A 22369-nucleotide genomic window follows, 5' to 3' on the forward strand; every position below is an offset into this window, starting at 1 on the left:
TAGGGTTCTACCTGCAAAGCATTGTGGCACTGAATTGAGTAGATGAACGAACTGTTAACTTATATCGTCAAGTGTTTCTCCAAGCTTGGAAAATAGAGTTTTAAGTTCGTTAAATTGAGTTTTGAGTTGATGCTGCGTCGCAAAAATTCGCGCCTGCTGGACCCTTATAGAAGGGTCCAGCAGACTAGAGGACCGAGCCTTCTGGGCGAACTCCTCAGGTGCAACTTGAACTTGATAAATTTCACTTAACAATTTTGCTAAGGCCTCTGAAGTTGGCTTTCCCTGGTTTAATAAACTCTGAGCCAGAATCCGGGCTTGACTCAGCGTCAGCTTTTGCTGCCCAGCATATAGTTCTTGATTTTCCTGATTGAGGTTGGACAACTCTCGGTTAGTATGAATCAGCTCTTGCTCCAGCACTTGAGTTTCTTGATACGAATTTTCTAGTTGTTGTGTTAGAGACTCTATCTGCTCTTGTAATAACGCGATCGCATCTTGTAGCTTAGATTCAGCCTGTTCGTAAATAGCGTTAATTTCCTGCAATTTTCTCTGCTCGGAGGGCTGACTCAGCATAGCCGATAGTCCTTGCGCGTTTTTTGTTAGTGCACACCTCTTAACTAGAAGTTTAGAAGACGGCAAGATAGAGGCCAAAAAAATTCATCAAACTAGAGCGATTAACTTTAAAGCAACGTCTTAACTAGCTAGGAAACAGAGCTGCAAAAATCAGGATGATGGTTGGGCAGCTAATGTCATCCTGTAAAGTAACGGTTCCTGGTTTGGCAATGAATTCGATTAAGCAAGCGAGTGATGCAGGTCAACCTAATGACAAAAGACAGGCAGTCAATGTGGAGGCTCTGCTCAACCGTTTTGGTTATTTTGGGGTGCATTTGGGCTTAGAACGCATCCAGCGACTTTTGGCGGAATTGGGTGATCCGCACCAGCAGGTTCCGATTATTCATGTGGCGGGGTCGAATGGGAAAGGCTCTGTCTGTGCTTACCTGTCAGCCGTGTTGACCCAAGCTGGGTATCGCGTGGGGCGCTATACCTCGCCACATTTGGTCGATTGGTGCGAACGAATTTGCTTGAATGAGCAACCCATTGCACCGGAAGCATTGGAGCAAGTTTTGCGACAAGTCGAGGCAGCGATCGCCCCAAACCAGCCCTCTCCCACGCAATTTGAAGTGATTACTGCGGCCATGTGGCTATATTTTGCCCAACAGCAAGTGGATATTGCCGTGGTTGAAGTGGGCTTAGGAGGGCGCTTGGATGCCACGAATGTTTGCGATCGCCCCCTGGTCAGCGTCATCACTTCCCTCAGCCGCGAGCATTGGCAACGCCTCGGCCCCACTCTCGCCGACATTGCCAGAGAGAAAGCAGGGATTCTCAAGGCTGGCTGCCCTGCGGTAATTGGCCCCTTACCCCCAGAGGCGCAAGCTGTCGTCGAAAAACGAATTGCAGAACTGAACTGTCCGGCTGTTTGGCCGCAACCTGCCATAGAAACTCAACCCGGTTGGGCCGAAGTCGCTAGCATCCCAAATTGGTTCCAATCAGAAGCCAAAAACCAAAAGCTAAAAGCCAAAATCGAATATTCGTTGCCGCTCCCCGGTGCGGTGCAATTGAGTAATTCCGCTTTAGCGATCGCTGCATTGCAAATTTTGCAGCAGCAAGGCTGGGAGATTCCCGATGCAGCGATTGTGAGTGGCATCGCTAAAACGCAATGGCCTGGACGATTGCACTGGCTAACTTGGCGCGGTCACCGTTTGCTGGTAGATGGGGCACATAATCCGGCGGGAGCCCAAGCTTTGCGGCAGTATATCGATCGGCATGGTGACCAACCCGGAGAGGTGTATGGCGATCGCTCTGTTGTGTGGGTGGTGGGCATGATCGGCACTAAAGATCATGAAGAGGTACTCGAAGCTTTGCTGCGCCCTAACGACCAGCTCCATTTAGTCCCAGTTCCAGACCATGAGCCTGTGGATCTTGATCGGTTAGCGGATTTAGCCCAGCAGCGGATTTGTCCTCAGTTAGTCGCCTGCGAAACTTACCCCGATCTGGAGCTAGGGCTACAAGCGGCTACCCAAAATGCCAAAGGGGTAGGCAATCAACCTACCCCCGGTGCTTTAGTAGTGTTAGCTGGTTCGCTTTATTTGTTGGGTGACTTCTTTAAGCGATTCCAGGCTGATTTGGGTCCTAATTTGGGTGCTATCTAGGCTCCTCTCCGCTGATTCCAATTTGTTTCGGCATCCGCGATCGCCTGATCGATGGTTTTCTCACCCAACATCGCCGCCTGCAAATTGTCGTAAATGGTTTTTTGCAGTTGCTTCACATCCTTCATGGCTGGAACCAACACTTCTGCATCTTTTAGCTGCCCTGCACTGATAGAGCGAGCTTTGTCTACCGGAGTGGCGTTGGTAGGCAGAGTTTTGAAGTAGCTATCCTCTAGGGCCTGTACGGTCGAGGGCAGCACATTGGCTTCCTTCGCAAAAACCAATTGATTGTCGTTGTTGGTGACATACAACGCAAACTTCACGGCTGCGTCAGGATGCTGAGTATCGCGAGGAACGACTAAATTCATCACAGCCACATTTTTCTTGCCACTGTCCCCGGTGATTTGCGGAGCAGAGGCAGAAGCTTGAGCCACAGCAGGAGCATTTTTAGCGATCGTATTCAGGAATTCTGGACCAGAAGCCAAGATGGCAGTTTCACCTTGCTGATACAAGTCGATCGCGTGGCGGTGTCCTTGGGTTAGCACTTCACGAGGCAAAGCACCGCTTTTGTACAGGTCCACCCAATATTGGAAAGCAGCCTTGCCTTGAGGCGTATTAAAGGCGGCTTTACCCTGCTCATCAACTAACTGAACCCCCATCTGCACAAACGACTCCATCACCTCGCCAGAGTCTTCCGGGACCACCGTGGCAAAAAAGGCGTACTTGCCTGTTTTGTCTTTGATTTGTTTAGCGACTGTAGCTAGTTCAGCGTAGGTGGTCGGTGGCTGGCTCACTCCTGCTTGCTTCAACAAATCGGTGTTATAGATCGCAACTCGCGTCGTTAAATACCAAGGAATGCCAAAGCTTTGATTATTCAGCGTGCTGGCTTTCCAAATATTGGGGAGGTACTGCTGGCGCACTTCGGCGGGAATTTTTTCATCCAAGTTTAACCAGGCATTGCGAGCCGCAAGCTGAGAGGCAAAGCCCGGATTCAGGTTGACCACATCGGGGGCAGTTTTGGCAGAGACAGCGGTGAGAATCTTGCTCTCCATCGCCGTCCAAGGCACATCCACCCAGCGCACTTTGATATCAGGATTTTCCGTTTCAAACTTACCAATCAGTTGGTTGAAATAGTCGGTAAATTGAGGCTGCAACTGCATGGTCCAGAACTCAATTTCTTGCTTACCGCCCGCAGTTTGGTTGTTTCCAGAGTTGGAAGGGCCTGTGCCACAACTCACTACCCAACTCAAAAGCAAGCCCAGCAAGGCAAAAATGCCAAATTGTCTCCAGCGTCTCATTCTCATAATTTCATAACGATCGAGTATTGCCCAATCTACTGCTTCAAAGTAGCCACTACTACACCACAACTTTGACGGCAGCCGCACAAGCTTTGGCTCGTTCTCTAGCTTCGTCGGTTGTGGCTCCTAAAGCCAAAGCAACGCCCATGCGTCGTTTCTGGTGACACGAAGGTTTACCAAAAATGCGAACTTTGCTCGTGGGGACTTGCAAGGCCAGATCAATGCCTTCATAGCGGGGGTTGTCTCCCGTCTCGGACGCTAAAATCACTGCCGAAGCTCCGGGTCGAATCAACTCAATCTCACCAATGGGTAGCCCAGCGATCGCCCGCACATGCAGCTCAAACTCCGACATATTTTGGCTAATCATCGTCACCATCCCTGTGTCGTGGGGGCGAGGGCTAACTTCACTGAAGTAAACCGTTTGCGCACTTGCCGGATCACCTTGGATAAATAGCTCCACACCAAAAAGGCCCCAACCGCCTAAAGCTTCGGTGATTTGACGACCGATGGCATGACACTGCTCTAGCGTGCCTGGGTTCAGCGGGCAAGGTTGCCAAGATTCCCGGTAATCACCATTGACTTGAATGTGCCCAATCGGGGGACAAAAGTGAGTCCCATCCATAGCCCGCACCGTCAGCAAGGTGATTTCTGTATGAAACTCCACAAACCCTTCGACAATGATGCGGCGATTCTGGGCGCGTCCCCCCGATTGCGCGTATTGCCAAGCAGCATCAATTTCAGCCTCAGTTCGGACAATACTCTGCCCCTTTCCCGAAGAACTCATGACAGGCTTGACGACACAAGGCAGTCCCAGTTCCGCGATCGCTTGCCGATATTCTGCCTCGCTGTCGGCAAAACGGTAAGGCGAAGTCTTCAAGCCTAACTCTTCCGCTGCTAGCCGCCGAATGCCTTCGCGATTCATGGTTAAGTTGGTTGCCCGTGCGGTAGGAATCACCCGCCAGCCTTCTTGCTCTAGCTCTACTAGGGTAGCGGTGGCGATCGCTTCCACTTCTGGCACAATCCAATCCGGTTTTTCGCGCTCAATTAAGTGCCGCAGCTTGGGGCCATCCAACATATCCACTTCGTAGGATCGATGCGCTACTTGCATCGCGGGAGCATGGGCATAGAAATCAACTGCAATGACTTCCAACCCCAGCCGCATCGCTTCGATCGCAACTTCCTTGCCCAACTCTCCAGAGCCTAGCAGCATGAGGCGTCGCCCACTAGAGGTTAAGGGAGTTCCCCAAACTTGGCTTTCCTGGCGTGATGGCACAGCATTCATAATTTAACCGTCTGTATTTTTCTCTTTTTTATATATACTTTCATGCATCCCGTTCTAACAGACGGGTGCTCAGGGGTCGCTCTACGCTTTTTCGCTGCTTACACAGCCCAAAAGGACATTGTCTAGCTTGGCGGGAACAATTAACCATAAGACAGCCATCACTTAGTGGTTTGCTAAAGGGGAAAATACCTATTCGGTTGATGGGTTATCCTCAAATCGTGATGGGTTGATCAGCCGGATGAATCCTATTCCATCAGTACGAGTTAACTCAATTTTTGAAGAGGTGTACGCAATTTTCACAATTGTGTGTAATATCGCTGGTAAGTTGAGTTGGATTGAGATCAACGCAAGCGAACTGTCCCCTTGCTTGGTTCCCCAAAAAAACCAAACTTTTGGAAAGTTCAAAACGAGCTTATTGGGGATGAAAGCCAAAAACATTAGGAGAAAAAAACAGCCGTTTTCTTTTCTTTAGTGAATGGTGTTGCTGTAAATGATGTTTTCACCCGAAGACGCAACCAGCAATCTAGGAGCAGTTCACTCTTTGTTGATGATATTTTTTAAGGTTTGTATCCTTCTAAGCAGCATGGTAATTCTGCAATAAATTGGTTACCATACATCGGCATCCATCTCACTACAGCCCTTGTCTCTGGCCTCACCCAACTAACTAAACTGATACGACTGAGTGGATAAATGCTGTGGTTAACACATTGAAAGGTCTATTTTCAAAGCGTACGAAAGGGGTTGGTATAGAGATCACCCCCGAACGAATTAACATTGCCCAAGTGCGGAAGCAGGGACAGGCATTCAAATTAGTCACGCTGTCATCTGTAGAGGTGCCAGAGGGTATATTTCAGGAGGGCCAAATTGCTGACCCGACTGCGATGGCTGGCTTGATTCAATCCGCCTTGGCTGAAAATAAAATTAAAGTAAAGCGTGCAGCAACAGCGATCCCGGCACGAGAAGCAGTCACCCGATTGATCCCCGTTCCAGCGGAACTGGATGATCGCGAACTTCGGGAAATGGTCTTGAATCAAGAGGCTGGTCTTTACCTGACCTTCCCTAGAGAAGAGGCTGATGTTGATTACCAAAAGCTGGGCTTCTTTGTAGATGAGGATGGCATTGAAAAGGTTCAAGTTTTGCTCGTCGCCACGCGCAAGGAAGTGACAGATACTTACCTCAGCACTTTTGAGCAGGCGGGCTTGCAACTGGACGTTTTAGAAACCAGCAGCTTCGCTTTAATTCGGACAATTCGAGAGCAACTGCGGCAGTTTGCCCCTCAAGAAGCAGTGGCGATCGCCGACGTTCAGTTTGAAAGTACAGAAATTTCTATTGTGGTGGATGGCGTCCCCCAGTTTTCCCGCACCGTCCCGATTGGCACGTTCCAAATTCAGAGTGCATTGAGTCGAGCGATGAACCTGCCTCCTAGCCGCAATACTGATTTGTTGCAAGGCATGACGATCCCAATTACTCCCACCGATACTATTGGTGGCACGACTAAAATGGGGGGTACCAATCCAGGTACGGCTGCCATGCTGAGAGTTCTGGGAGAACTAGCAGATGAGCTGCGTCGTTCTATTGACTTCTATCTCAATCAAGGTGAGAACTTGGAAGTGGCGCAACTGCTCTTGGCAGGACCAGGAGGTGGAATTGGTCAGTTAGATGAATTTTTTACTCAACGACTCAGTTTGCCTGCAAGCCAGGTTGATCCAATTGCAGCGCTTTCACTAGAGGTTGATCAGGAAATTCCCTTAGTTCAACGACCTGGATTAGGGGTGGTGCTAGGCCTAGGATTGCGGGAGATCTGAACTCATGTATAGTCTTGATGTTAATTTTCTCAATGACCGACCGGAGTATCGACCAGATGTAGGAGGTGGGCCATCTCGGCCTAAAGCGGCTCCTGGCAGCTTGGTACCCTTGTTCCTGGGGGTGGCAACGGGTGTGTTTCTCCCTGCTGTCGTTCTCGTTTTGTGGTTAGTGCTGCAAAACAAAAATGCAGAACTACAGACTCGAATTGATGAGCTCAATGTACGACTAGGTGAATTGCAAAGAGCGGATGAAAAGGTAGCTGCAATTAATGCTCAGGCGGGTCAAATTAAGGCTGAGACTGACGCCTTGGCTACAGTCTTCAATCAAATTAAGCCTTGGTCTGCCATGTTGCAGGATATCCGCGATCGCGTTCCAGCCGGTGTACAAGTCAGCAACATTCAGCAGACTGATGCCCCTGCTGCGACTCCTCAAAGTCCAAATCCAGCTCCCAAAGTTGAGATTTCAGGCGCAGCTCGCTCCTTTAATGATGTTAATGATTTCTTGCTAACCCTACAGAAATCCCCTTTTCTCAAGGCCAGCGAAACACAGCTAGTCGGTGCTGACTTAAGGGATAACCCAACTCAAATTGAGGTTCGGCAAGATCGCACACCTCAATCTTCTACCCCAGATGTTCAAGTGAAGCTGCCACAAGTGGTGGTTTATAAAATTCAAACTAGCTTAAGTGATGTCCCTGCTTCTGAATTGCTCCGAGAACTGGATCGCAAGGGTGCTGTGGGGTTAGTCACTCGGATCAGAACGCTTCAACAAAAAGGAGTCATTCAACCATGACTATCAGTGGAGATTTTGTCCCTTCCGACGGCAGAGACTTTGGCTCCGAGCCTGCCTATCCTACAATCTTCGGCATTGCCTTAACTCCCACCATTAGTGGTGTTTTGGTGGCGGTTTTAGGCATTGGGGCATCTGCATATCTATTGCTCAATCAAGTTCAGCCAGCTTGGAATACCTACCAAACCCTCCAAGCTGAAGCAGAGCAAAAGGAAACCCAAATTCAACAACGGGGCAATATTCAGAAAAAAATTGATACAGCAAACAAAAATTTAGAGCAGGCGAAACAACGTAGGACAGAAGTTTATGCTTTGTTCGCTGATGAGAGAACGTTAGACACTCTACTGCTTGATCTCAATCGCCTAGTTAATGCCAGAAAAGCCAAGTTAAGTAGTTTCACACCTGCTCCAGAACCTGCAACTGTGGTCAGTGATGGTTCCTTAGGGCCTGCGGTCAATGGCAAGCTTAAGCGCAAAGAGATCACGGTTAACTTAGAAGGCAACTACGAACAAACTCAGTCGATTATGCGGAGTGTAGAGCGATTACAGCCGCTCTTGCTAGTTAAAAGCTTTAACTCTCAACTAGATCAGTCAACCCAGAAAATTACCGTTGATCGCCGGGGTCGTCTGCTTCCAGTTGGTCGGCCTGAGACTAACTTAAAAACATCCTTTAAGCTACAGGCATTATTGCCGTTGAGTTCAGAGGAAGCGGCAGCAGCGGCAAAACCGCCTGCTCAGTAACGTTGATGGCTTTTGAGTGTGGAGCCAAGACAAGGTTGAGATTTCCATTTTTTGAGAGGAGGGAACTGTGAAGCATCATCTCGGATTGAGCAGTCTGTACATTGGTGGGGCCGTCATGGTGATGGCTGCTCAGCCTGTATGGGCTGCTCCAGCAACGCAAGTGACTGGTGTAAAAATTAATCCCACGAGCGGTGGGGTAGAGGTTGTATTAGAGACTCGTAATGGCGCACGTCCACAAGTTTTTACTGTCAGTCGAGGCAATAGTTGGGTTGCTGATGTAATCAACACCCAACTGCGCTTGCCTCAAAGTGAGAGTTTTCGTCAAGATAATCCTGCGCCTGGGATTAGTTCTGTCGTAGTGCTACCCCTAGATACCAATAGTGTGCGAGTGATCGTGGCGGGTCAAGGCGCAGCTCCCGCAGGACAAGTAGCCCAGCGCGATCGCGGCGGCTTACTGTTTAGCCTTACCCGTCCAGCGGGTAGCGAAACAGCTCAAGCAACTCCAGCGCCTACGGCTCAGCCCGGTAGTGCTACCCCAGCAGCCCCAGCTCCAGTTCCTACAGCTCCTGCTGAGGATGTGTTGGTTCCTAACCCCAAAATTACAGTAGATGGGGTGCCAGTACCACCACAAAGTCCGAATGTAGCACCTCCATTCTTGCCTAGAGCCGTAGCGCCTCCGGTGGGCGATATTGTGGTTTCTAATGTGGACGCGGCTGCAAGTGCAATTGATTTGGGTAGTGCTGAGCGTGTTCCTCGTTTGGTGTTGAGGGATGCACCAGTGCGAGAAGTGCTGTCTCTATTGGCTCGTGCCGCAGGACTCAATTTGGCTTTTAGTGCTGAGGGAGGTGGGCAACAGCAAGGTCAACAAGCCCCAGCTCAGCCAGGAGCCGCAGGAGCAGGTGGGCCAACTATCTCACTAGATATTGAGAACGAGCCAGTCCAGAATGTATTTAATTATGTGCTGCGCCTCAGCAACTTAGAAGCGAACCGTGTAGGACAAACCGTTTTTGTGGCTCCCAGGTTACCTAATGCCGCTAGAGATGTGATTGTTCGCACCTTCCGGATGAACCAGGTAAGCGCGGAGCAAGCCTCTGGCTTTTTGGTCAGTATGGGCGCGGAGAGCGCAGTTACAGTCACTCAGCCAGTAACAACTGTTAACGCGATTCCGGTGCAAGGAGCTGAGGGTGCGCCACCAATTACCCAAACCAGCACCACGAATCAGACGGTCGTAAATACACTACGGATTGATACGGAAGACTCAACTCCTTTGCTCAGAGGTTTGCAAGTCTTAGTAGATACTCGCCTTAACTCTATAACCCTGGTAGGTCCTAGAAACCTGATTGAGGTAGCATCAGCTCAGTTAGTGCAACTCGACCTACGCCGTCGCCAAGTAGCCGTAAATGTCAAAATCATTGACGTAAACTTGCTTAAAGAAGAACGGTTTGGCTCCAGCTTCTCCTTTGGGATTGACCAAAGCCGAGCGATCAATGCAGGTGGCATTGGAGTTGTGAACTTTGGTAGTACAAGCCCAGTCACAGCAGGCAGCCTCACTAATGCAACTGTAGGGACTGGACCCACTAGCTTTGGTGGACCACTTGCCTTCAACTTTGCTAGGCAGTTTTTGCTTCAGCTGCAGGCATCTATTGCCAATAATAATGCCAAGATTTTGACTGATCCAACATTGGTGGTGCAAGAGGGGCAACAAGCAACTGTTAACCTCACTCAGCAAGTTATTGGAGACGTTGAAACCACCATTTCCACTAGCACTCCTCCTGTGGTAACTACAGAGATTACCAAAGAAGATACAGGTCTCATCCTGACAGTTAATGTTGAACGAATTGATGATAACGGCTTTGTTACGCTGTCAGTTGCTCCTCAGGTGATTGCCTTAGCAGGAACGCAAAACGTCACACTACCTGGATCTGGAACACAGGCGATTGCTTTGCTATCAGAGCGATCGCTGACTTCTGGAACCATTCGGATGCGAGATGGACAGACTTTAATTCTGTCTGGCATTATTCAAGATCAAGACAGAGCCAACGCTCAAAAAATCCCTATCTTAGGTGATTTGCCCATTATTGGTGCTTTATTTAGAAGTACCGTAAGAGCCAATACTCGAGCTGAAGTAATTGTGTTGTTAACACCGCAGATCTTGGATGATTCCGATCGCTCTACTGTTGGCTACAACTATACGCCAAGTCCTGATGTCCGTCAGATTCTGGAACGAGGCACCACACGCAATCCTGAGAAGAAGTAGTGAATGCCTGAATAGCTTCTGTTGCAGGGTACCAGATTCTGTAACTGACTATTCTTAGTACCCAATCCCCTATTCACCTCTGAGTAGGGGATTTTTTTGCGAAAAAAGTTTCCAATTTGAGTCTAATTACCTAGAAAATCCTGAGATCTATATATCTTAAAGGTTTCAACGATCCATATTAGGCGAGTACACCTTAGAATAAGGCATTGAAAATTCGAGTCTGCGGGACTTTCAGCCATTTTGGCTGAGTTCTTCTCGGATGATCACTCTACAATCTCACCTGGAGATTAGGACAGTAATATCTATCTTCTTAAAAAAGGAGATTCAAACGCATGAATAAAGGTGAATTAGTTGATGCGATCGCCGATAAGGCGAGTGTGACCAAAAAGCAAGCAGATGCGGTCTTGACTGCGGCTTTGGAAACCATTGTTGAAGCGGTTTCTACAGGCGATAAAGTCACGCTAGTCGGCTTTGGCTCTTTTGAGTCACGGGAGCGCAAGGCTCGTGAGGGACGCAATCCCAAAACGGGTGACAAAATGGAAATCCCAGCGACCAAAGTTCCTGCCTTCTCGGCAGGTAAGTTATTTAAGGAGAAGGTTTCGCCTCCCGAAAAATAGCTACTTTTCACTAGTGAGGCCGCTCTTTGAGCCGTCCAATCCACGGGGGGAATTTAGCTTGGGCAGCAGCGCTGGCGGGCTGTCCCCCTGCTGCTATTCTTGATTTCTCTGCCAGCATTAATCCTTTAGGCCCCCCTGAGTCTGCGATCGCGGCAATTCAAGCTCACTTATCCGAGCTGACGGCTTATCCTGATCCAGACTACGCTCAACTTCGAGCCGTTCTGGGTCAGGCTCATAGCTTACCTGTAGACTGGCTCTTGCCAGGTAATGGTGCTGCTGAGTTGTTGACTTGGGCCTGTAGAGATTTATCTGCGCTGGAGGTGACTGGCTTAATTACCCCCGCCTTTAGCGACTATGGGCGAGCCCTAAAAGCATTTAACAGTTCTGTGCTTGAGTGCCCGTTCGATAATTTTGGTTTGCCAGTTTTGGATGTTGGGTCAGTCATTGAACCCCTAACATCCAAAATTGCTTCCCAGACCAGGGGCTTGTTGATTAATAATCCTCACAATCCGACTGGACAGCTATTTTCCAGAGAAAGTATTCTGCCATATTTAGAGCAATTTGCTTTGGTGGTGGTAGATGAAGCCTTTATGGACTTCTTGCCGCCAGAGCAGCAGCAAAGCTTGATTGAGGTGGTGCAGAAATATCCCAATCTGGTAATTTTGCGATCGCTCACCAAGTTCTACAGTTTGCCTGGTTTGCGCTTAGGCTATGCCATTGCTCACCCAGAGCGCTTAAAGCGTTGGCAGCAATGGCGAGATCCTTGGCCTGTGAATGTACTAGCGGCGGCAGCAGCGGCAGCGGTGGTTCAGGATACAACGTTTCAGGCGCAGACTTGGGCTTGGTTGCCAGTAGCGCGATCGCAGCTTTACCAAGGTTTGGCTCAATTACCAGGATTGCAACCTTACCAAGGGGCTGCGAACTTTTTACTCGTGAAGTCGGAGCAGCCTACCGTAGAAGTGCAAAAGAATTTGTTGTTGTGTGAGCAGATTTTGATTCGGGATTGTGTCAGTTTTCCTGAGTTGGGCGATCGCTACTTTCGAGTTGCGGTTCGTACGGAGGATGAAAATCAAAGGTTAATCACAGGGTTGGCTAAGATTCTTTAGGGGGTGCTTGTGTTAGGCAGCGTGTCTAACGCCTCATCCAAATCAATCTGGTGAACGACTAAAAGCATGTCAGTTGAATACGATTTGGTGGTGGTTGGCAGCACACCTGCGGGTGGCTATGCGGCAAGGATGGCTGCTGAGTTCAAAGCGCGAGTTGCTTGGGTCGTGCCGGAAGACTGGGGAAATCAGGGCTTAGCCTCTGAGTGGATTTCCCATGCTGCTCTAGCTCATTTAGGCAAGGTGACAGAGCAGGCCTACCAGAGCCAAGAATTAGGGTGGTTGGGGCAGACAACTGAGGCAGGAACTTCACCTGGGTCTGTGCAGTGGTCTGGGGTTGAGCAATGGCTGCAACGGATTGCAAGTAACTGGGAAGAGCAAAACTCACCCACAATTTTGTCTGCGCTGGGAGTTGAGGTGATTTTTAGCGCGGGGCAGTTTTGCCGTCGGCCTCGGTTTGCTTTCACTGTCAGCGATCGCTTGATCCGAGCTCGATCCTATCTATTGGCTTTAGAGAGCTACCCCTTCATTCCAGACATTCCTGGGCTGAGCAGTGTGGGATTTTTGACTACCACTGGCTTTCCTCAGGCGATCGCTAACCAAGCAAGGCCTGAAACGGTGGTGATTTTGGGCGGTGAGCCGACCGGAATTGAATTGGCTCAAACTCTGGCGCGCTTAAATATTCATGTGACGTTGGTGCTGGAAAGCGATCGCATTTTGCCCTACGAAGATGCAGAACTGGCGTTTTTGTTGCAAGCGCAGTTGGAAGCAACAGGCGTCCGGATTTTAACGAATACGCTAGTGGCTCAGGTGAGAGAGATTGAGCAGAAAAAATGGGTGCAAGTAGGCAACCAGGCGATCGCGGCAGATGAGATTGTGGTGGCAATGGGACAGCAACCGCATGTGGAGTCGCTTAATTTAGAGGCGGTGGGAGTCGAATGGTCATCGCAGGGAGTTTGGTGCAACCAAAAACGGCAAACGACAAATCCACGAGTTTATGTCTGTGGCAACCCGATCGCAGGTTATCTGGCTCCTCACGTAGCTCAGTATGAGGCGGCGATCGCCCTGAAAAATGCCCTCTTTTTCCCGCGCTACAACGCCAACTATCAAGGAATTCCCACAACACTAGCTACTGATTCAGCCTTGGCCCGAGTGGGTTTGACAGAGCCAGAAGCCAGACAACGTTATGGCAAGGATGTCTTGGTTTTACGGCAGGACTTCAAAAGCTTGGCGCTGGCGCAGATTCGGGGCGAAACTACCGGATTGTGTAAGTTGGTGGTGCATCGCAATGGGTCGATTCTGGGAGCACATATTTTGGCGTCAGAGGCGGGTGAGCTGATTGCTGTGATTGCTCTAGCCATGCGCCAGAATCTAAAGATTGACGCGATCGCTGACCTAGCCATTCCCTCTCCCACGTTTGCTGAAATCCTGAGCCAAACGGCAACGGCATGGCAACTGCACCGCTTTAAGCACAACTCCATGTGGCAGAACTTCTTGGAAGCTTGGTTAAATTTTCGGCGATCGTAGTCTTCTTAGCGCTGAGTTAACCGATGTTTTAGACCCGCGCCAGCGTTACGGCTTCTGGTTGGTCTTGATACTTACCCCGACGAGTTTCGTAGCTAACCGCGCAAGGCTCACCTTCTAAAAATAGGAGTTGTACCACACCTTCATTGGCGTAAATGCGGCAGTCAGCACTGGAAGAGTTAGAAAACTCTAGAGTCAGGTGCCCACGCCAGCCAGCCTCTTATTTCTAGCTAAAACGCCGTAACCCTTGCCTATAAAGGCTTTCAGCTCGTTTACATGTAATTGAAAAGCTGGGGTGTTGAGATAGCTCACTATGCTAGTCAGGAGTGCTGGTGTAAGTTTTGAGTTCTTGTGCATTGGCATATAGTCAAGCATATATTTAGTTGGGACTGATGAATAATGTCTCAGGTAAAAGTAAGTATTTAAGCTTTAGAAGAGGTGAGTTCTATATTTACACGCTTGGCTTTGTTCAGCTTGCTAGGGATAGTGCTCCAGTACGATGCGTCATTCTCACAAGGCTCTTCGGGTTAGCTTTCCCGCAGAACTTAAGTGTTTGAGTAGAAATTCTTGCTAAACATTTTAACTTATGTTTTAAAGTGGCTTTAAAGCCTGGCAGAGTAAAGCTTTAAATATGATCTATAAGCTTATATCCCTTTTCAGCCATTCAGGGGTAGTCATCCGAGGGTAGCTTTCAGGGGCAGATTGCTGAAGGCAGGGGAGGGGGTAAGGCAGTTTGAAGGAGAGGGATGGCTAAGGTGAGGTTGAGTAAGTTGTTAGGGATCGCTCATCATCTCAAGATGCTCTCCGAGCAAAGCTGCACTTAGCTCATCAAGATCGACGGGCTTGACCAAGTGCGAATCGAAACCTGCTTCGAGCTAAACCAGAATTACAGGTTATTTAATTCACAATCCTGAGGGTATTACCTTCCAGTCTATGAAAGTCTGGATAACGCTGAATCAGCTCAATGCGACACAGAAGTTCTTTGTGCTCCTGTGACCAGCTAGTTTGTCTGACATGACTAAACCATAGGGAATTCTAAGCCTACCTCCTGACGGTAAAAGCATGAATCGACTCTTTGCATTGGCAGCAGCAATTACTCTAATTTCCTCCACTCCACTTCTGGCTCAGACTAATGTATCGGGAACTGTTCTTAGTACTGGCGATGGAGACACCTTGCGTGTTGAGATGAACGGGAAGCCTGTCACTGTGAGGCTTGTCTGTGTGGATGCTCCGGAAGCCACCCAAACGGGCGGGAAAGAAGCAGCAACTCGCCTCAGCCAATTCCTACCCAAGAACCAAAGTGTCCAGTTGCGAGTAGTAGAGCAGGATCGCTATGGTCGCACCGTAGCTGAGGTATTCAAAAATGGGCAGTCAGTTAACTTGCAGATGGTGCAAGAAGGTCGGGCCGTAGTTTATCGGCAGTACCTGAGCGGTTGTGCTGTCACCAAGGATCGCTATCTTCAAGCGGAAGTTAAGGCTAAACAACGAAAGCTAGCCTTTTGGAGCCAAGCCAATCCAGTAATGCCGTGGGATTTTAGAGCAGGCAAGCGAGGTACTTCAAACCCAGCTCCCGCTGTCATTCGCCCTACTGCTCCATCACCTGCCGCTCAGACTTCTAACTGCTCCCCGGCCTACCCAGGCGTGTGTATTCCACCAGGGCCACCTGACCTAGATTGTGGTGATATTTCAGAACGGCGCTTCCAAGTGGTAGCACCCGACCCACATAGATTTGATGGTGATAGTGATGGGGTGGGTTGTGAAAGTTAATTCCAAAGCGTTGAGTGTGATCACCTTTGCCATCTTGACTAGGATCGCTACCTTCCCAATCTGGGCACAGTACCTCTGGCCTCAGATGTTTGCAACTGAACGTTGTGTTTTGCAAGCACCCAACGGTGATGTGGTGAAGTCCTCTGGAATAGGTTGCAGAGGAACTGACCTATAAAAGCGATGAACTAAGTAGCGCCACTTGAAAAACTTCGTGTCGATTTCACCTCTTGAAGTTGGCTACATCAGCTTTAGCTCACTCTTAGCAGCTAGATTCGACAAATGAATCGAATTGGATCAGGCAAAGCCATCAGCACCATTCTCAAGCATGATGCCAAGGTCACAAGCTACAAGATCGCATTGCTGAGGGCGATCAATGATGTCGTGCTGTCTTTTCCAGACTTAAGGAACTACAACCAAGATGTTGCAGTTCCTCTCAGGGTTTTAGCAGAGTACTGGGTTGCTTACTACTGGCCGTTCGTTGATCTCAACAAGCCAGTTTTTCAGGGACAACGGGCAAACCTGCATAGTGAAACAAGAAACGATATAGCGTTTCGACCAGTCCTAGCAGCACTTCGCTTACGGTGGGAACTAGAATTAGAAACAGTTTCACGTCCCTCGGATGGGTTCTTTGTCATCAATGAGATGCGAGTTGCTCGTAAGCGGGCTTTGTATTCTCAAGATTTCTTAAAAACCTACCAGCAAGCTATTAGGAAAATTAGCAACGCCTTGGAAATGCCGATTCGCTATGCTGGCCCTGGCAATTGGACAGTTTTTGCACGGCCTGTTAGGTACGAGGAACTTGATGGGCTGGCTGTTTCCACACCTGGAACGCAGAGCAATGACAAGTGTGTAGTCATTCAGGCTGAGCTATGGCAGTCTTTCCAGTCTTTATCCCTATGGGTTGAAGCACTCTGTATTCATGAGTGGTGCCTATTTTCAGAGGGTGTGGAGCAGGGGAGCACTCAACAAGTTGATCGCGGTGACATTTATCGCCTACTGACTGATCGCCCAGACAACCGCCGACCTCTGACTTGGGAGCGCAACAATATTGATTTATTGCTAGTGGAAGGACACGAATTTGTTTGCCCTTGGACAGAGAAGCGAATCCGAAGTGGTGTAGGCTACGACCTCGACCACTTGGTACCAGTGTCAATTTATCCGATCAACGAACTTTGGAATTTAGTGCCTGCTGATCCCCACTTCAATTCTCACGTCAAACGTCACTACCTACCGTCTTGCGAGCGTTTGCAACAAGCAAGGCAAAGTTTAGAGTTGGCGTACCAGCAATACGGTGTTTCAAAGGCTTTAGCAAAAGCGCTAAGGGAGGATGTAGCGATCCGGTTTCTAACCGTAGGCGATAACGTAACAAACTTTCCGACGCTAGTGACTGGAGCAGTGGTTAAACTAATTGATCAAGTAGCTGAGTCACGTAACATTGCTCGCTTTTAAAGACAAAACACTACTGACTGAAAATTGTTGAAGTCATCTTTAGTTCCTAGTACTACATATATCCATTAATGAATAGATATATGTAGTACTTGTTTTTCTAAAAAGGTTATAGTTTCTTGAAAATAATTTTTTGAAAGTTTCAATTCATTTGTAAATTTTCTAAAGGCAGTGTTGTAAAAATTACGAAGAATGAAATGAATGAAGATGCTTGGCATTATGGGAGAACAAACGGGAATTCTACAGTTCTTGAATTGCCCTAGCGTTAAATGACACTTTGGGTGATCTAGTTCTTGATAATTGCCTGGATCATAGTCAAATCGAACAGGTACAGGCAATATATTTCTTGCGATTATATCTGCGTATATATCGTCGAGTTCATAAATTTCTGGTTGATTCTGGAATTCTTGCAGAAAAGGTGATGGAAAAAAAGCAAGTCTGTGGGAAATCAGCTCTGAGTCTCTAAAAACATACATTATCTGTATTAGAGCACCATCAAGCATTTTAATATTATAGTTTCTACTCTGATCTAGCTCTCTGTAAATATCAGCATATTCAACATTTCTCAAGACTATAGAAAGATCCTGCATGCCATCATAATTAATTTCATGGCTGTTACGTCCGAAAAGATTACACCTAGGAAAGTTTTGGCTATCTGAAAGACCAAGTTCTATAAGTTTCTTGGTAATAGTTTCTATTTCATTCAAAACATTCAGATACGTAGTCATTGGTCAAGAAGCTTCTCTTTCAATCGCTGTAAAATCTCTTCTGGTAAATCTTCTTTATGGATTTCTCCTTTATCAAGAGCATCAAGAAGTTCTTTTAATCCTCTCTTTTGTTTAATAATACGGTCACGTTCCTCTGGGCTCATATCTCTATTAACGAGGTTCATCTTTCGGCGTTCCTCTTCAGAGGGATAAATGAATGTGAGGGCAAAATCCTCTCGTTTAACTCTCTCGTACTCAGCTTCTAATCTTTGCATCTTCTCGCCACATCCTAGAACTCTAATCCATGCTTTGCTTCTCGTTATGGCTGTAAATAAAATATTTCTCTTCCTAGCAAGTTCTAATCCAGAGAAGCACTCATCAGCATTAATGACATAGACCATAGCAGCTTCATTACCCTTAGCTCTATTAATGCTAGTAAAGGTAATAGCCTCTTCACTAAAAAAATCATCACGTGAAGTAGTCACTCCAGCCAAATTAGAGTTAATGCCTCTCTGATATAGTAAAGCTCTCGCCTCTCCTGATACTTTTCGAGTTGTAAGCGGGTTAGTATGAATAACGATTATGTCGTCATGTTTTAATTCATCTTCCCGAAGGTTTATTTCTATTTGATCTGCTAGCCATTCAAATTGTTCAAAATTACTATTAAAGGATTTGAAAATGATTAAATCATCAATGGGTGAGTGAGTTTCCAGAAATCTTGGGCTTGTACTGCTAGTTCTAGTAAGCTTTACATGATTACTGTCCTTAAGGGCCCCTTCTTCGACCCTGTAGCCAATGTCTCTCCATAATTCAGCATAATCAAACATCTGAATTAAACCTTCGGCTCTATAGATACCGAAACCTAACGCATGTGCAGAGCTTAAAAGAGGTCGCGAGTTTCTATAGCATTTCTCTAGAACAATGTCTTGTTTTGGCTCGCCAGGCGCATTCCTGAGCTGAACCTTCGGTTGTCCAGTAGAGTTAAAACCGAAGATTGATTCTGGAGACTCCATTATTTTTTTGTTAAGGCTTTGCAACTCATCATACGCATAAACTAGTCTCTTCGGTTCCTTTAAAATTTCATAGCAAAGTTGTAAAAAATGCTTAGAAAAGTCTTGTGCTTCATCTATTAAAATTGCATCATAGTACTGTTCAAATTTAGCTATTTTGTTAAGAGCCTCCTCACAAACTATGTCAAATTCTTGTCCATATACATTGGAAATCTCCTTAGCAGCATCTAAATCCCTATACTCAATACCATGCTTTTTACAAACTTCATAATAGACACCATCCATTGAAGGACTTCCCCAAGCATGAATGATCTTAATCTTTGACCAATCTGGTTCTTGACTTGTATGTTCTATGCTGAAAGTGTTGATAAGCTGCCTGAACTGGCTCTTTAAAGAGCGCGTATTGAAAGTGACAGCAATATCCCAATCGGGATGAACTGCATGTAAATATGCAACTTTAAGTGCTAAAACTATTGTCTTTCCTGAGCCAGCTAGTCCTCGAATTCTCTGGACACCATCAACAGTCTCAATAACGGCTGCACTTTGATTTCTATCCAAATTAGCAATAGAATCCTCTAAAGCTCTTAACTTTGCGCCTCTTGAATTTTCTTTTTGAACATACTTTCGTTGCTTTCTATTTCTGATAGAAGTGATAGCTTGTATGACTGAATTAAGTTGCTCAAAATATTCATTGCTCTCCCATTTTTGGCTGCATAAATACTCTTCTAAATCTTCTTCATTTAATGCAATAGGGTAATCATCCTCAATCTGGCCTGGTCTACTTACCCAAACAGGCGCAAATGTTACTACGCCGAGCTCAACCATTAACTTCTTCCGGCTGGTCAGCCCCTTCTGCTGAAGTAGTTTTGATTGAATCTTATTAAAGCTTTCATCTTGTACTTCTTCTATATTAGTCATAACGTTAGGGCCTTCAACAATATTGAAGACAATAACGCCATGTTCTTTTGATATTAGCAAAGCATCAATTTGATAGCTGCCTTCAAAAGTTCCTATTATTGGATAACCGAGGTACAAGCTACCATCAATATCAGTTCTGCTTTCAAAGTAATCTGCTAGCCTCTTCGATGATACTGGCTTATTAACATCACCTCGAATAACGTTAACCATAGGACATCGCTTCGCCTAAACCACCTATAAGTATTATCCTTCAAATTAGTACAAATGTCTTCCGCTACTTCTCCTGGAAATTTCTCTTAAAAAACATTAGTTACTTAATTACAATTTTTCAACAAGACAAGTAGAGTTACCAGTTAATAGCTGACAAATCAAGCAGTGGATTGTTCAGATACCTGCTCCAAATCTCTAGCACTCTCAAAGCGTTTCATAAGCCCATTAATAATACGTGGGTCTGTAGTATATAGACCTGCTTCTCTTTCGGAAGAGCTATCACTTGATAACAGAAAGTTATGACTTCCAACCAAAGCAAAATCAGAGTCACAAACTAGAAACTTTTCATGGGTACCTAGAAGTTTTAATCTGAGTTGATTTGGATATTCTTCTGCCAGCCTTTTTAGTTTTGGTAGAGCACTATACTTCCATCCCGTTCCTATATCACCATTCCGTATGTCACGCAAGTGCCCCCATCCTATATCTACTTGAACATTCCTTCTGAGGACATTTCTTAGTTTTTGAAGTACTGTATTATCAATGCTGTAGGTACTAGGCCAGGGACACACCATTATTAGTTGTTTTTGAGATCTTTCAAGAGCTTGAATAAGATACCTACGGCTATCAGAACGATCAAAAACCAACTCATAGCTATAGGTCGATTGAGCATCTAAAAGAAGCTGTTTAAGGTCAATCAAGCACTCCTCGATAGCAGCATCAACCCTACCCGAAAACTCTTCTGATAATGTTGCTAATGCAATTTCTAGTTCGTTACCCTTTTCCTTTGCAGCAAGTAAGCTCTTCAGTTGCTGTTGCATCGCATCCAGATTTCGAGTGCGATCATGCAATACCTCAAAGCTAGTATCCAAGTTCTTGAGCCAAGCTTCTAAATCCTGAATCTGCTGCTGTAACTCTTCTGATCGCTGAGCTAAGGACTGTTCAGGGCGCTCAGCAAAAGCTTGGTTCAACATCTCAAGCTCAATCTTCAGGCTTGTCATACCGTGATCGAAGCGATCAACAACAGTTTGCTGCCAAGGTGTCAGCTCTTGCTTGGTTAGAAACTCTAGTGACTTTTTCTCCAAGGTTGTGATCGCGTTTTTAGTCTGCTCCAGTCTCTCGTCTACCCCTAACTCTGTGACTGACAGTCGTACTTCCTGCACCTGCTGCTGTAAGTCATGGGCTTGAGATCGCAAGCCCTTAATATCTGTTTCTAATGGAGTTGGGTCAAATGGTTGCGGCGGTGGAGGCAGCTGCTCAAGCTGCTGTTGTAGTTGTGAAACAGCATCACTAAGTTCAGCGACCTTTTGGTGTTCAGCTTTAGTACCAACTTGGTGGCTCAAAGCTGCTAGTTGCTTGGTTAAGATTGCAGTCGCCTCTACGGTTGGCTTGAGCTTCGGTGTTAATTCAGAGATGTGAGGTTGAACAGCCGTTTTATTAACTCGTTCTAACTGTTCAATTTGCTGACTGAGTTTTTTGAGTTGTGCTTGTAATGATGCGGTTTGTGACTCAGACCCCTCCGCTTGAGCTTGAAGATTGCTCTGAAGCTGACTGACATTCTGATGAAGTGGGTTGAGGTCAATAGCTTGCAACGGAATCAAACACGCTTGTACTGCTGTCAATCCTTCCGAGAGTTGAGTGATTGCGCTTTCAACTTGCTCCAGCTTCACCTCTAGGTACTGAGGGTTGAATACCGGAGGAATTTGAGATAGCCCTGTCTGTAGCTGACTCTGTAAAACTTCAAGTTTCTCGTCTAGATACTGGCGAACTTCAGTAACAGTAGCCTCAGCATCCTGCTGCAAATTAGCAACAGCTGTCTGGGTTCTTGTAATCTGAGTTTGGAGATCGGTTGAGTCAAACGGTTCTGGTGGAGGAGGCAGAGTTTTCAGTTGTTGCTGGACGGACTCAATTTGCCCCTTGAACTGCTGATCAACTTGAGTAATTGCAACCTGAGCAACTTGCTGAGTTTGTTGTAGGCGATTGCGATTCAGTGTCCCTAAAGCTAGCGATACGGATATTGGAGCGGCAGCAAAGACAACTTGTTGAGATACGGTAGCTGCAACTGAGCCGATGGCCGAAGCAGCAAGTGAGGCATATTCTGCAGACTCCAGCCAGTGACGGTTACTCATGGGGGTACAAAATTCTTCTTATGACAAGAATTCCACCAATACTGAAGTTTGCGACACAAGAAACATAAAAAGTTTAAAGGCTGGTGTAAATAAGCGATAAAGTTTCTGGTGGGCAGTACGTTGATTAAGAAATACCGGACAGTTTAGGAAGCTTATGAATTGAAGTTATACAGCTGTATCAAAAGTGAGACCTTAGTTACTCAAATAGAAAGCTCTAAGCCTGACCTCAAACTTATAAGCATGAATCGACGGGTTAGAAAAGTCAGAGCGTAACCAACAGAAATTGGTCTGTAAAGAAACGCCAAGTAAGCAGGATGTTTCAGTGAAGCAACTCCGAGAATGATTTATAGTACAAATATACTATAAATCTAATAGTGAGACTATGTAAGCAAATGAATCTCATAACGCAAGGCCCAGCATAGCTTTGCTACTAGACTACTTAGGGGTCATCAGGTTATTAGTTAAGTCTTAGTCATAGATGAATAGTTCAAGTTTGCTGCAATTCCCTAAGGAGAAATTATTGCTGAGTTTTGTCTGAGATGGTCAGCAGCTCCCTCTAAAAGTTTAG

General features: G+C 46.7%; 16 protein-coding genes and 1 pseudogene. 10 read left to right on the forward strand and 7 right to left on the reverse strand.

All coding sequences use genetic code 11. The annotated features are described in order from the left end of the window. Positions 1-54 precede the first annotated feature (54 nt). On the reverse strand, positions 55-570 hold the full coding sequence (locus H6F68_RS15955) for a hypothetical protein (protein WP_190560462.1): 516 nt from the start codon (positions 568-570) through the stop codon (positions 55-57). Positions 571-779: 209 nt separating this feature from the next. On the opposite strand from H6F68_RS15955, the gene H6F68_RS15960 reads away from it, so the two are divergent. Next, positions 780-2207: a folylpolyglutamate synthase/dihydrofolate synthase family protein gene (locus H6F68_RS15960; protein ID WP_190560463.1), complete on the forward strand. Its 1428-nt coding sequence runs from the start codon at positions 780-782 to the stop codon at positions 2205-2207. On the opposite strand, the gene H6F68_RS15965 is transcribed toward H6F68_RS15960, so the two are convergent. Both H6F68_RS15965 and purT read right to left on the reverse strand, forming a co-directional pair. After that, the gene (locus H6F68_RS15965) at positions 2204-3589 is read right to left on the reverse strand and encodes an ABC transporter substrate-binding protein (RefSeq protein ID WP_399314174.1); all 1386 of its coding nucleotides are present in this window, start codon (positions 3587-3589) and stop codon (positions 2204-2206) included. The genes H6F68_RS15960 and H6F68_RS15965 overlap by 4 nt on opposite strands. Next, positions 3561-4784 (reverse strand): formate-dependent phosphoribosylglycinamide formyltransferase, encoded by a 1224-nt coding sequence (gene purT, locus H6F68_RS15970; protein ID WP_190560474.1) that lies wholly within the window; start codon positions 4782-4784, stop codon positions 3561-3563. Before purT ends, H6F68_RS15965 begins: the two co-directional genes overlap by 29 nt. Positions 4785-5479: 695 nt before the next feature. On the opposite strand from purT, the gene pilM reads away from it, so the two are divergent. The 7 genes from pilM (at position 5480) to H6F68_RS16005 (ending at position 13620) form a co-directional block, all read left to right on the forward strand. Continuing rightward, positions 5480-6589 carry a type IV pilus assembly protein PilM gene (pilM, locus tag H6F68_RS15975; protein ID WP_190432381.1) on the forward strand — a complete coding sequence of 370 codons (1110 nt, stop codon included), beginning with the start codon at positions 5480-5482 and terminating at the stop codon, positions 6587-6589. Between the two features lie 4 nt (positions 6590-6593). Further along, positions 6594-7379, forward strand: a complete 786-nt coding sequence (locus tag H6F68_RS15980; RefSeq protein WP_190560476.1) for a PilN domain-containing protein — start codon at positions 6594-6596, stop codon at positions 7377-7379. Next, entirely contained in the window at positions 7376-8116 is a 741-nt protein-coding gene (locus tag H6F68_RS15985) for a pilus assembly protein (protein WP_190550248.1), read from the forward strand. Before H6F68_RS15980 ends, H6F68_RS15985 begins: the two co-directional genes overlap by 4 nt. 67 nt (positions 8117-8183) lie before the next feature. Further along, positions 8184-10373, forward strand: coding sequence for an AMIN domain-containing protein (locus H6F68_RS15990; protein WP_313930148.1), 2190 nt, complete (start codon positions 8184-8186; stop codon positions 10371-10373). A 332-nt stretch (positions 10374-10705) separates the two neighbouring features. After that, the gene (locus H6F68_RS15995) at positions 10706-10990 is read left to right on the forward strand and encodes an HU family DNA-binding protein (protein WP_190432385.1); all 285 of its coding nucleotides are present in this window, start codon (positions 10706-10708) and stop codon (positions 10988-10990) included. 26 nt (positions 10991-11016) lie between these two features. Next, positions 11017-12096 carry a threonine-phosphate decarboxylase CobD gene (gene cobD, locus H6F68_RS16000; protein ID WP_190560480.1) on the forward strand — a complete coding sequence of 360 codons (1080 nt, stop codon included), beginning with the start codon at positions 11017-11019 and terminating at the stop codon, positions 12094-12096. A gap of 66 nt (positions 12097-12162) precedes the next feature. Beyond that, positions 12163-13620, forward strand: coding sequence for an NAD(P)/FAD-dependent oxidoreductase (locus H6F68_RS16005; protein WP_190560482.1), 1458 nt, complete (start codon positions 12163-12165; stop codon positions 13618-13620). A 28-nt stretch (positions 13621-13648) separates the two neighbouring features. Here H6F68_RS16005 and dcd read toward each other — a convergent pair. Next, positions 13649-13837: pseudogene (gene dcd / locus H6F68_RS16010) on the reverse strand (dCTP deaminase); the annotation flags it as partial. Positions 13838-14679: 842 nt separating this feature from the next. Here dcd and H6F68_RS16015 point away from each other — a divergent pair. Together H6F68_RS16015 and H6F68_RS16020 are read left to right on the forward strand one after the other, a co-directional pair. Beyond that, positions 14680-15384 carry a thermonuclease family protein gene (locus H6F68_RS16015; RefSeq protein WP_190560483.1) on the forward strand — a complete coding sequence of 235 codons (705 nt, stop codon included), beginning with the start codon at positions 14680-14682 and terminating at the stop codon, positions 15382-15384. A 279-nt stretch (positions 15385-15663) separates the two neighbouring features. Beyond that, a complete protein-coding gene (locus H6F68_RS16020; protein WP_190560484.1) occupies positions 15664-16833 on the forward strand; it encodes a hypothetical protein in 1170 nt (389 codons plus the stop codon). A 65-nt stretch (positions 16834-16898) separates the two neighbouring features. Here H6F68_RS16020 and H6F68_RS16025 read toward each other — a convergent pair whose 3' ends face one another. The 3 genes from H6F68_RS16025 to H6F68_RS16035 all read right to left on the reverse strand — a co-directional run bounded on the left by H6F68_RS16025 (position 16899) and on the right by H6F68_RS16035 (position 21801). Next, positions 16899-17558, reverse strand: a complete 660-nt coding sequence (locus H6F68_RS16025) for a DUF2290 domain-containing protein (RefSeq protein ID WP_190560486.1) — start codon at positions 17556-17558, stop codon at positions 16899-16901. Beyond that, complete coding sequence (locus tag H6F68_RS16030) at positions 17555-19675, reverse strand: DEAD/DEAH box helicase (protein ID WP_190560487.1); 2121 nt, start codon at positions 19673-19675, stop codon at positions 17555-17557. Before H6F68_RS16030 ends, H6F68_RS16025 begins: the two co-directional genes overlap by 4 nt. A 158-nt stretch (positions 19676-19833) precedes the next feature. Further along, positions 19834-21801, reverse strand: a complete 1968-nt coding sequence (locus H6F68_RS16035; protein ID WP_190560490.1) for a phospholipase D-like domain-containing protein — start codon at positions 21799-21801, stop codon at positions 19834-19836. Between the last annotated feature and the right edge of the window lie 568 nt (positions 21802-22369).

The sequence above is a fragment of the Trichocoleus sp. FACHB-262 genome, assembly GCF_014696035.1.
Classification (GTDB): domain Bacteria; phylum Cyanobacteriota; class Cyanobacteriia; order FACHB-46; family FACHB-46; genus Trichocoleus.

Excerpts from the sequence above, each read along its gene's own strand:
- H6F68_RS15955 (WP_190560462.1), bottom strand. The coding sequence starts at position 570 with ATGCTGAGTCAGCCCTCCGAGCAGAGAAAATTGCAGGAAATTAACGCT.
- H6F68_RS15960 (WP_190560463.1), top strand. The coding sequence starts at position 780 with ATGAATTCGATTAAGCAAGCGAGTGATGCAGGTCAACCTAATGACAAA.
- purT (WP_190560474.1), bottom strand. The coding sequence starts at position 4,784 with ATGAATGCTGTGCCATCACGCCAGGAAAGCCAAGTTTGGGGAACTCCC.
- H6F68_RS15980 (WP_190560476.1), top strand. The coding sequence starts at position 6,594 with ATGTATAGTCTTGATGTTAATTTTCTCAATGACCGACCGGAGTATCGA.
- H6F68_RS15985 (WP_190550248.1), top strand. The coding sequence starts at position 7,376 with ATGACTATCAGTGGAGATTTTGTCCCTTCCGACGGCAGAGACTTTGGC.
- H6F68_RS15995 (WP_190432385.1), top strand. The coding sequence starts at position 10,706 with ATGAATAAAGGTGAATTAGTTGATGCGATCGCCGATAAGGCGAGTGTG.
- H6F68_RS16005 (WP_190560482.1), top strand. The coding sequence starts at position 12,163 with ATGTCAGTTGAATACGATTTGGTGGTGGTTGGCAGCACACCTGCGGGT.
- H6F68_RS16015 (WP_190560483.1), top strand. The coding sequence starts at position 14,680 with ATGAATCGACTCTTTGCATTGGCAGCAGCAATTACTCTAATTTCCTCC.
- H6F68_RS16020 (WP_190560484.1), top strand. The coding sequence starts at position 15,664 with ATGAATCGAATTGGATCAGGCAAAGCCATCAGCACCATTCTCAAGCAT.
- H6F68_RS16025 (WP_190560486.1), bottom strand. The coding sequence starts at position 17,558 with ATGACTACGTATCTGAATGTTTTGAATGAAATAGAAACTATTACCAAG.
- H6F68_RS16030 (WP_190560487.1), bottom strand. The coding sequence starts at position 19,675 with ATGGTTAACGTTATTCGAGGTGATGTTAATAAGCCAGTATCATCGAAG.
- H6F68_RS16035 (WP_190560490.1), bottom strand. The coding sequence starts at position 21,801 with ATGAGTAACCGTCACTGGCTGGAGTCTGCAGAATATGCCTCACTTGCT.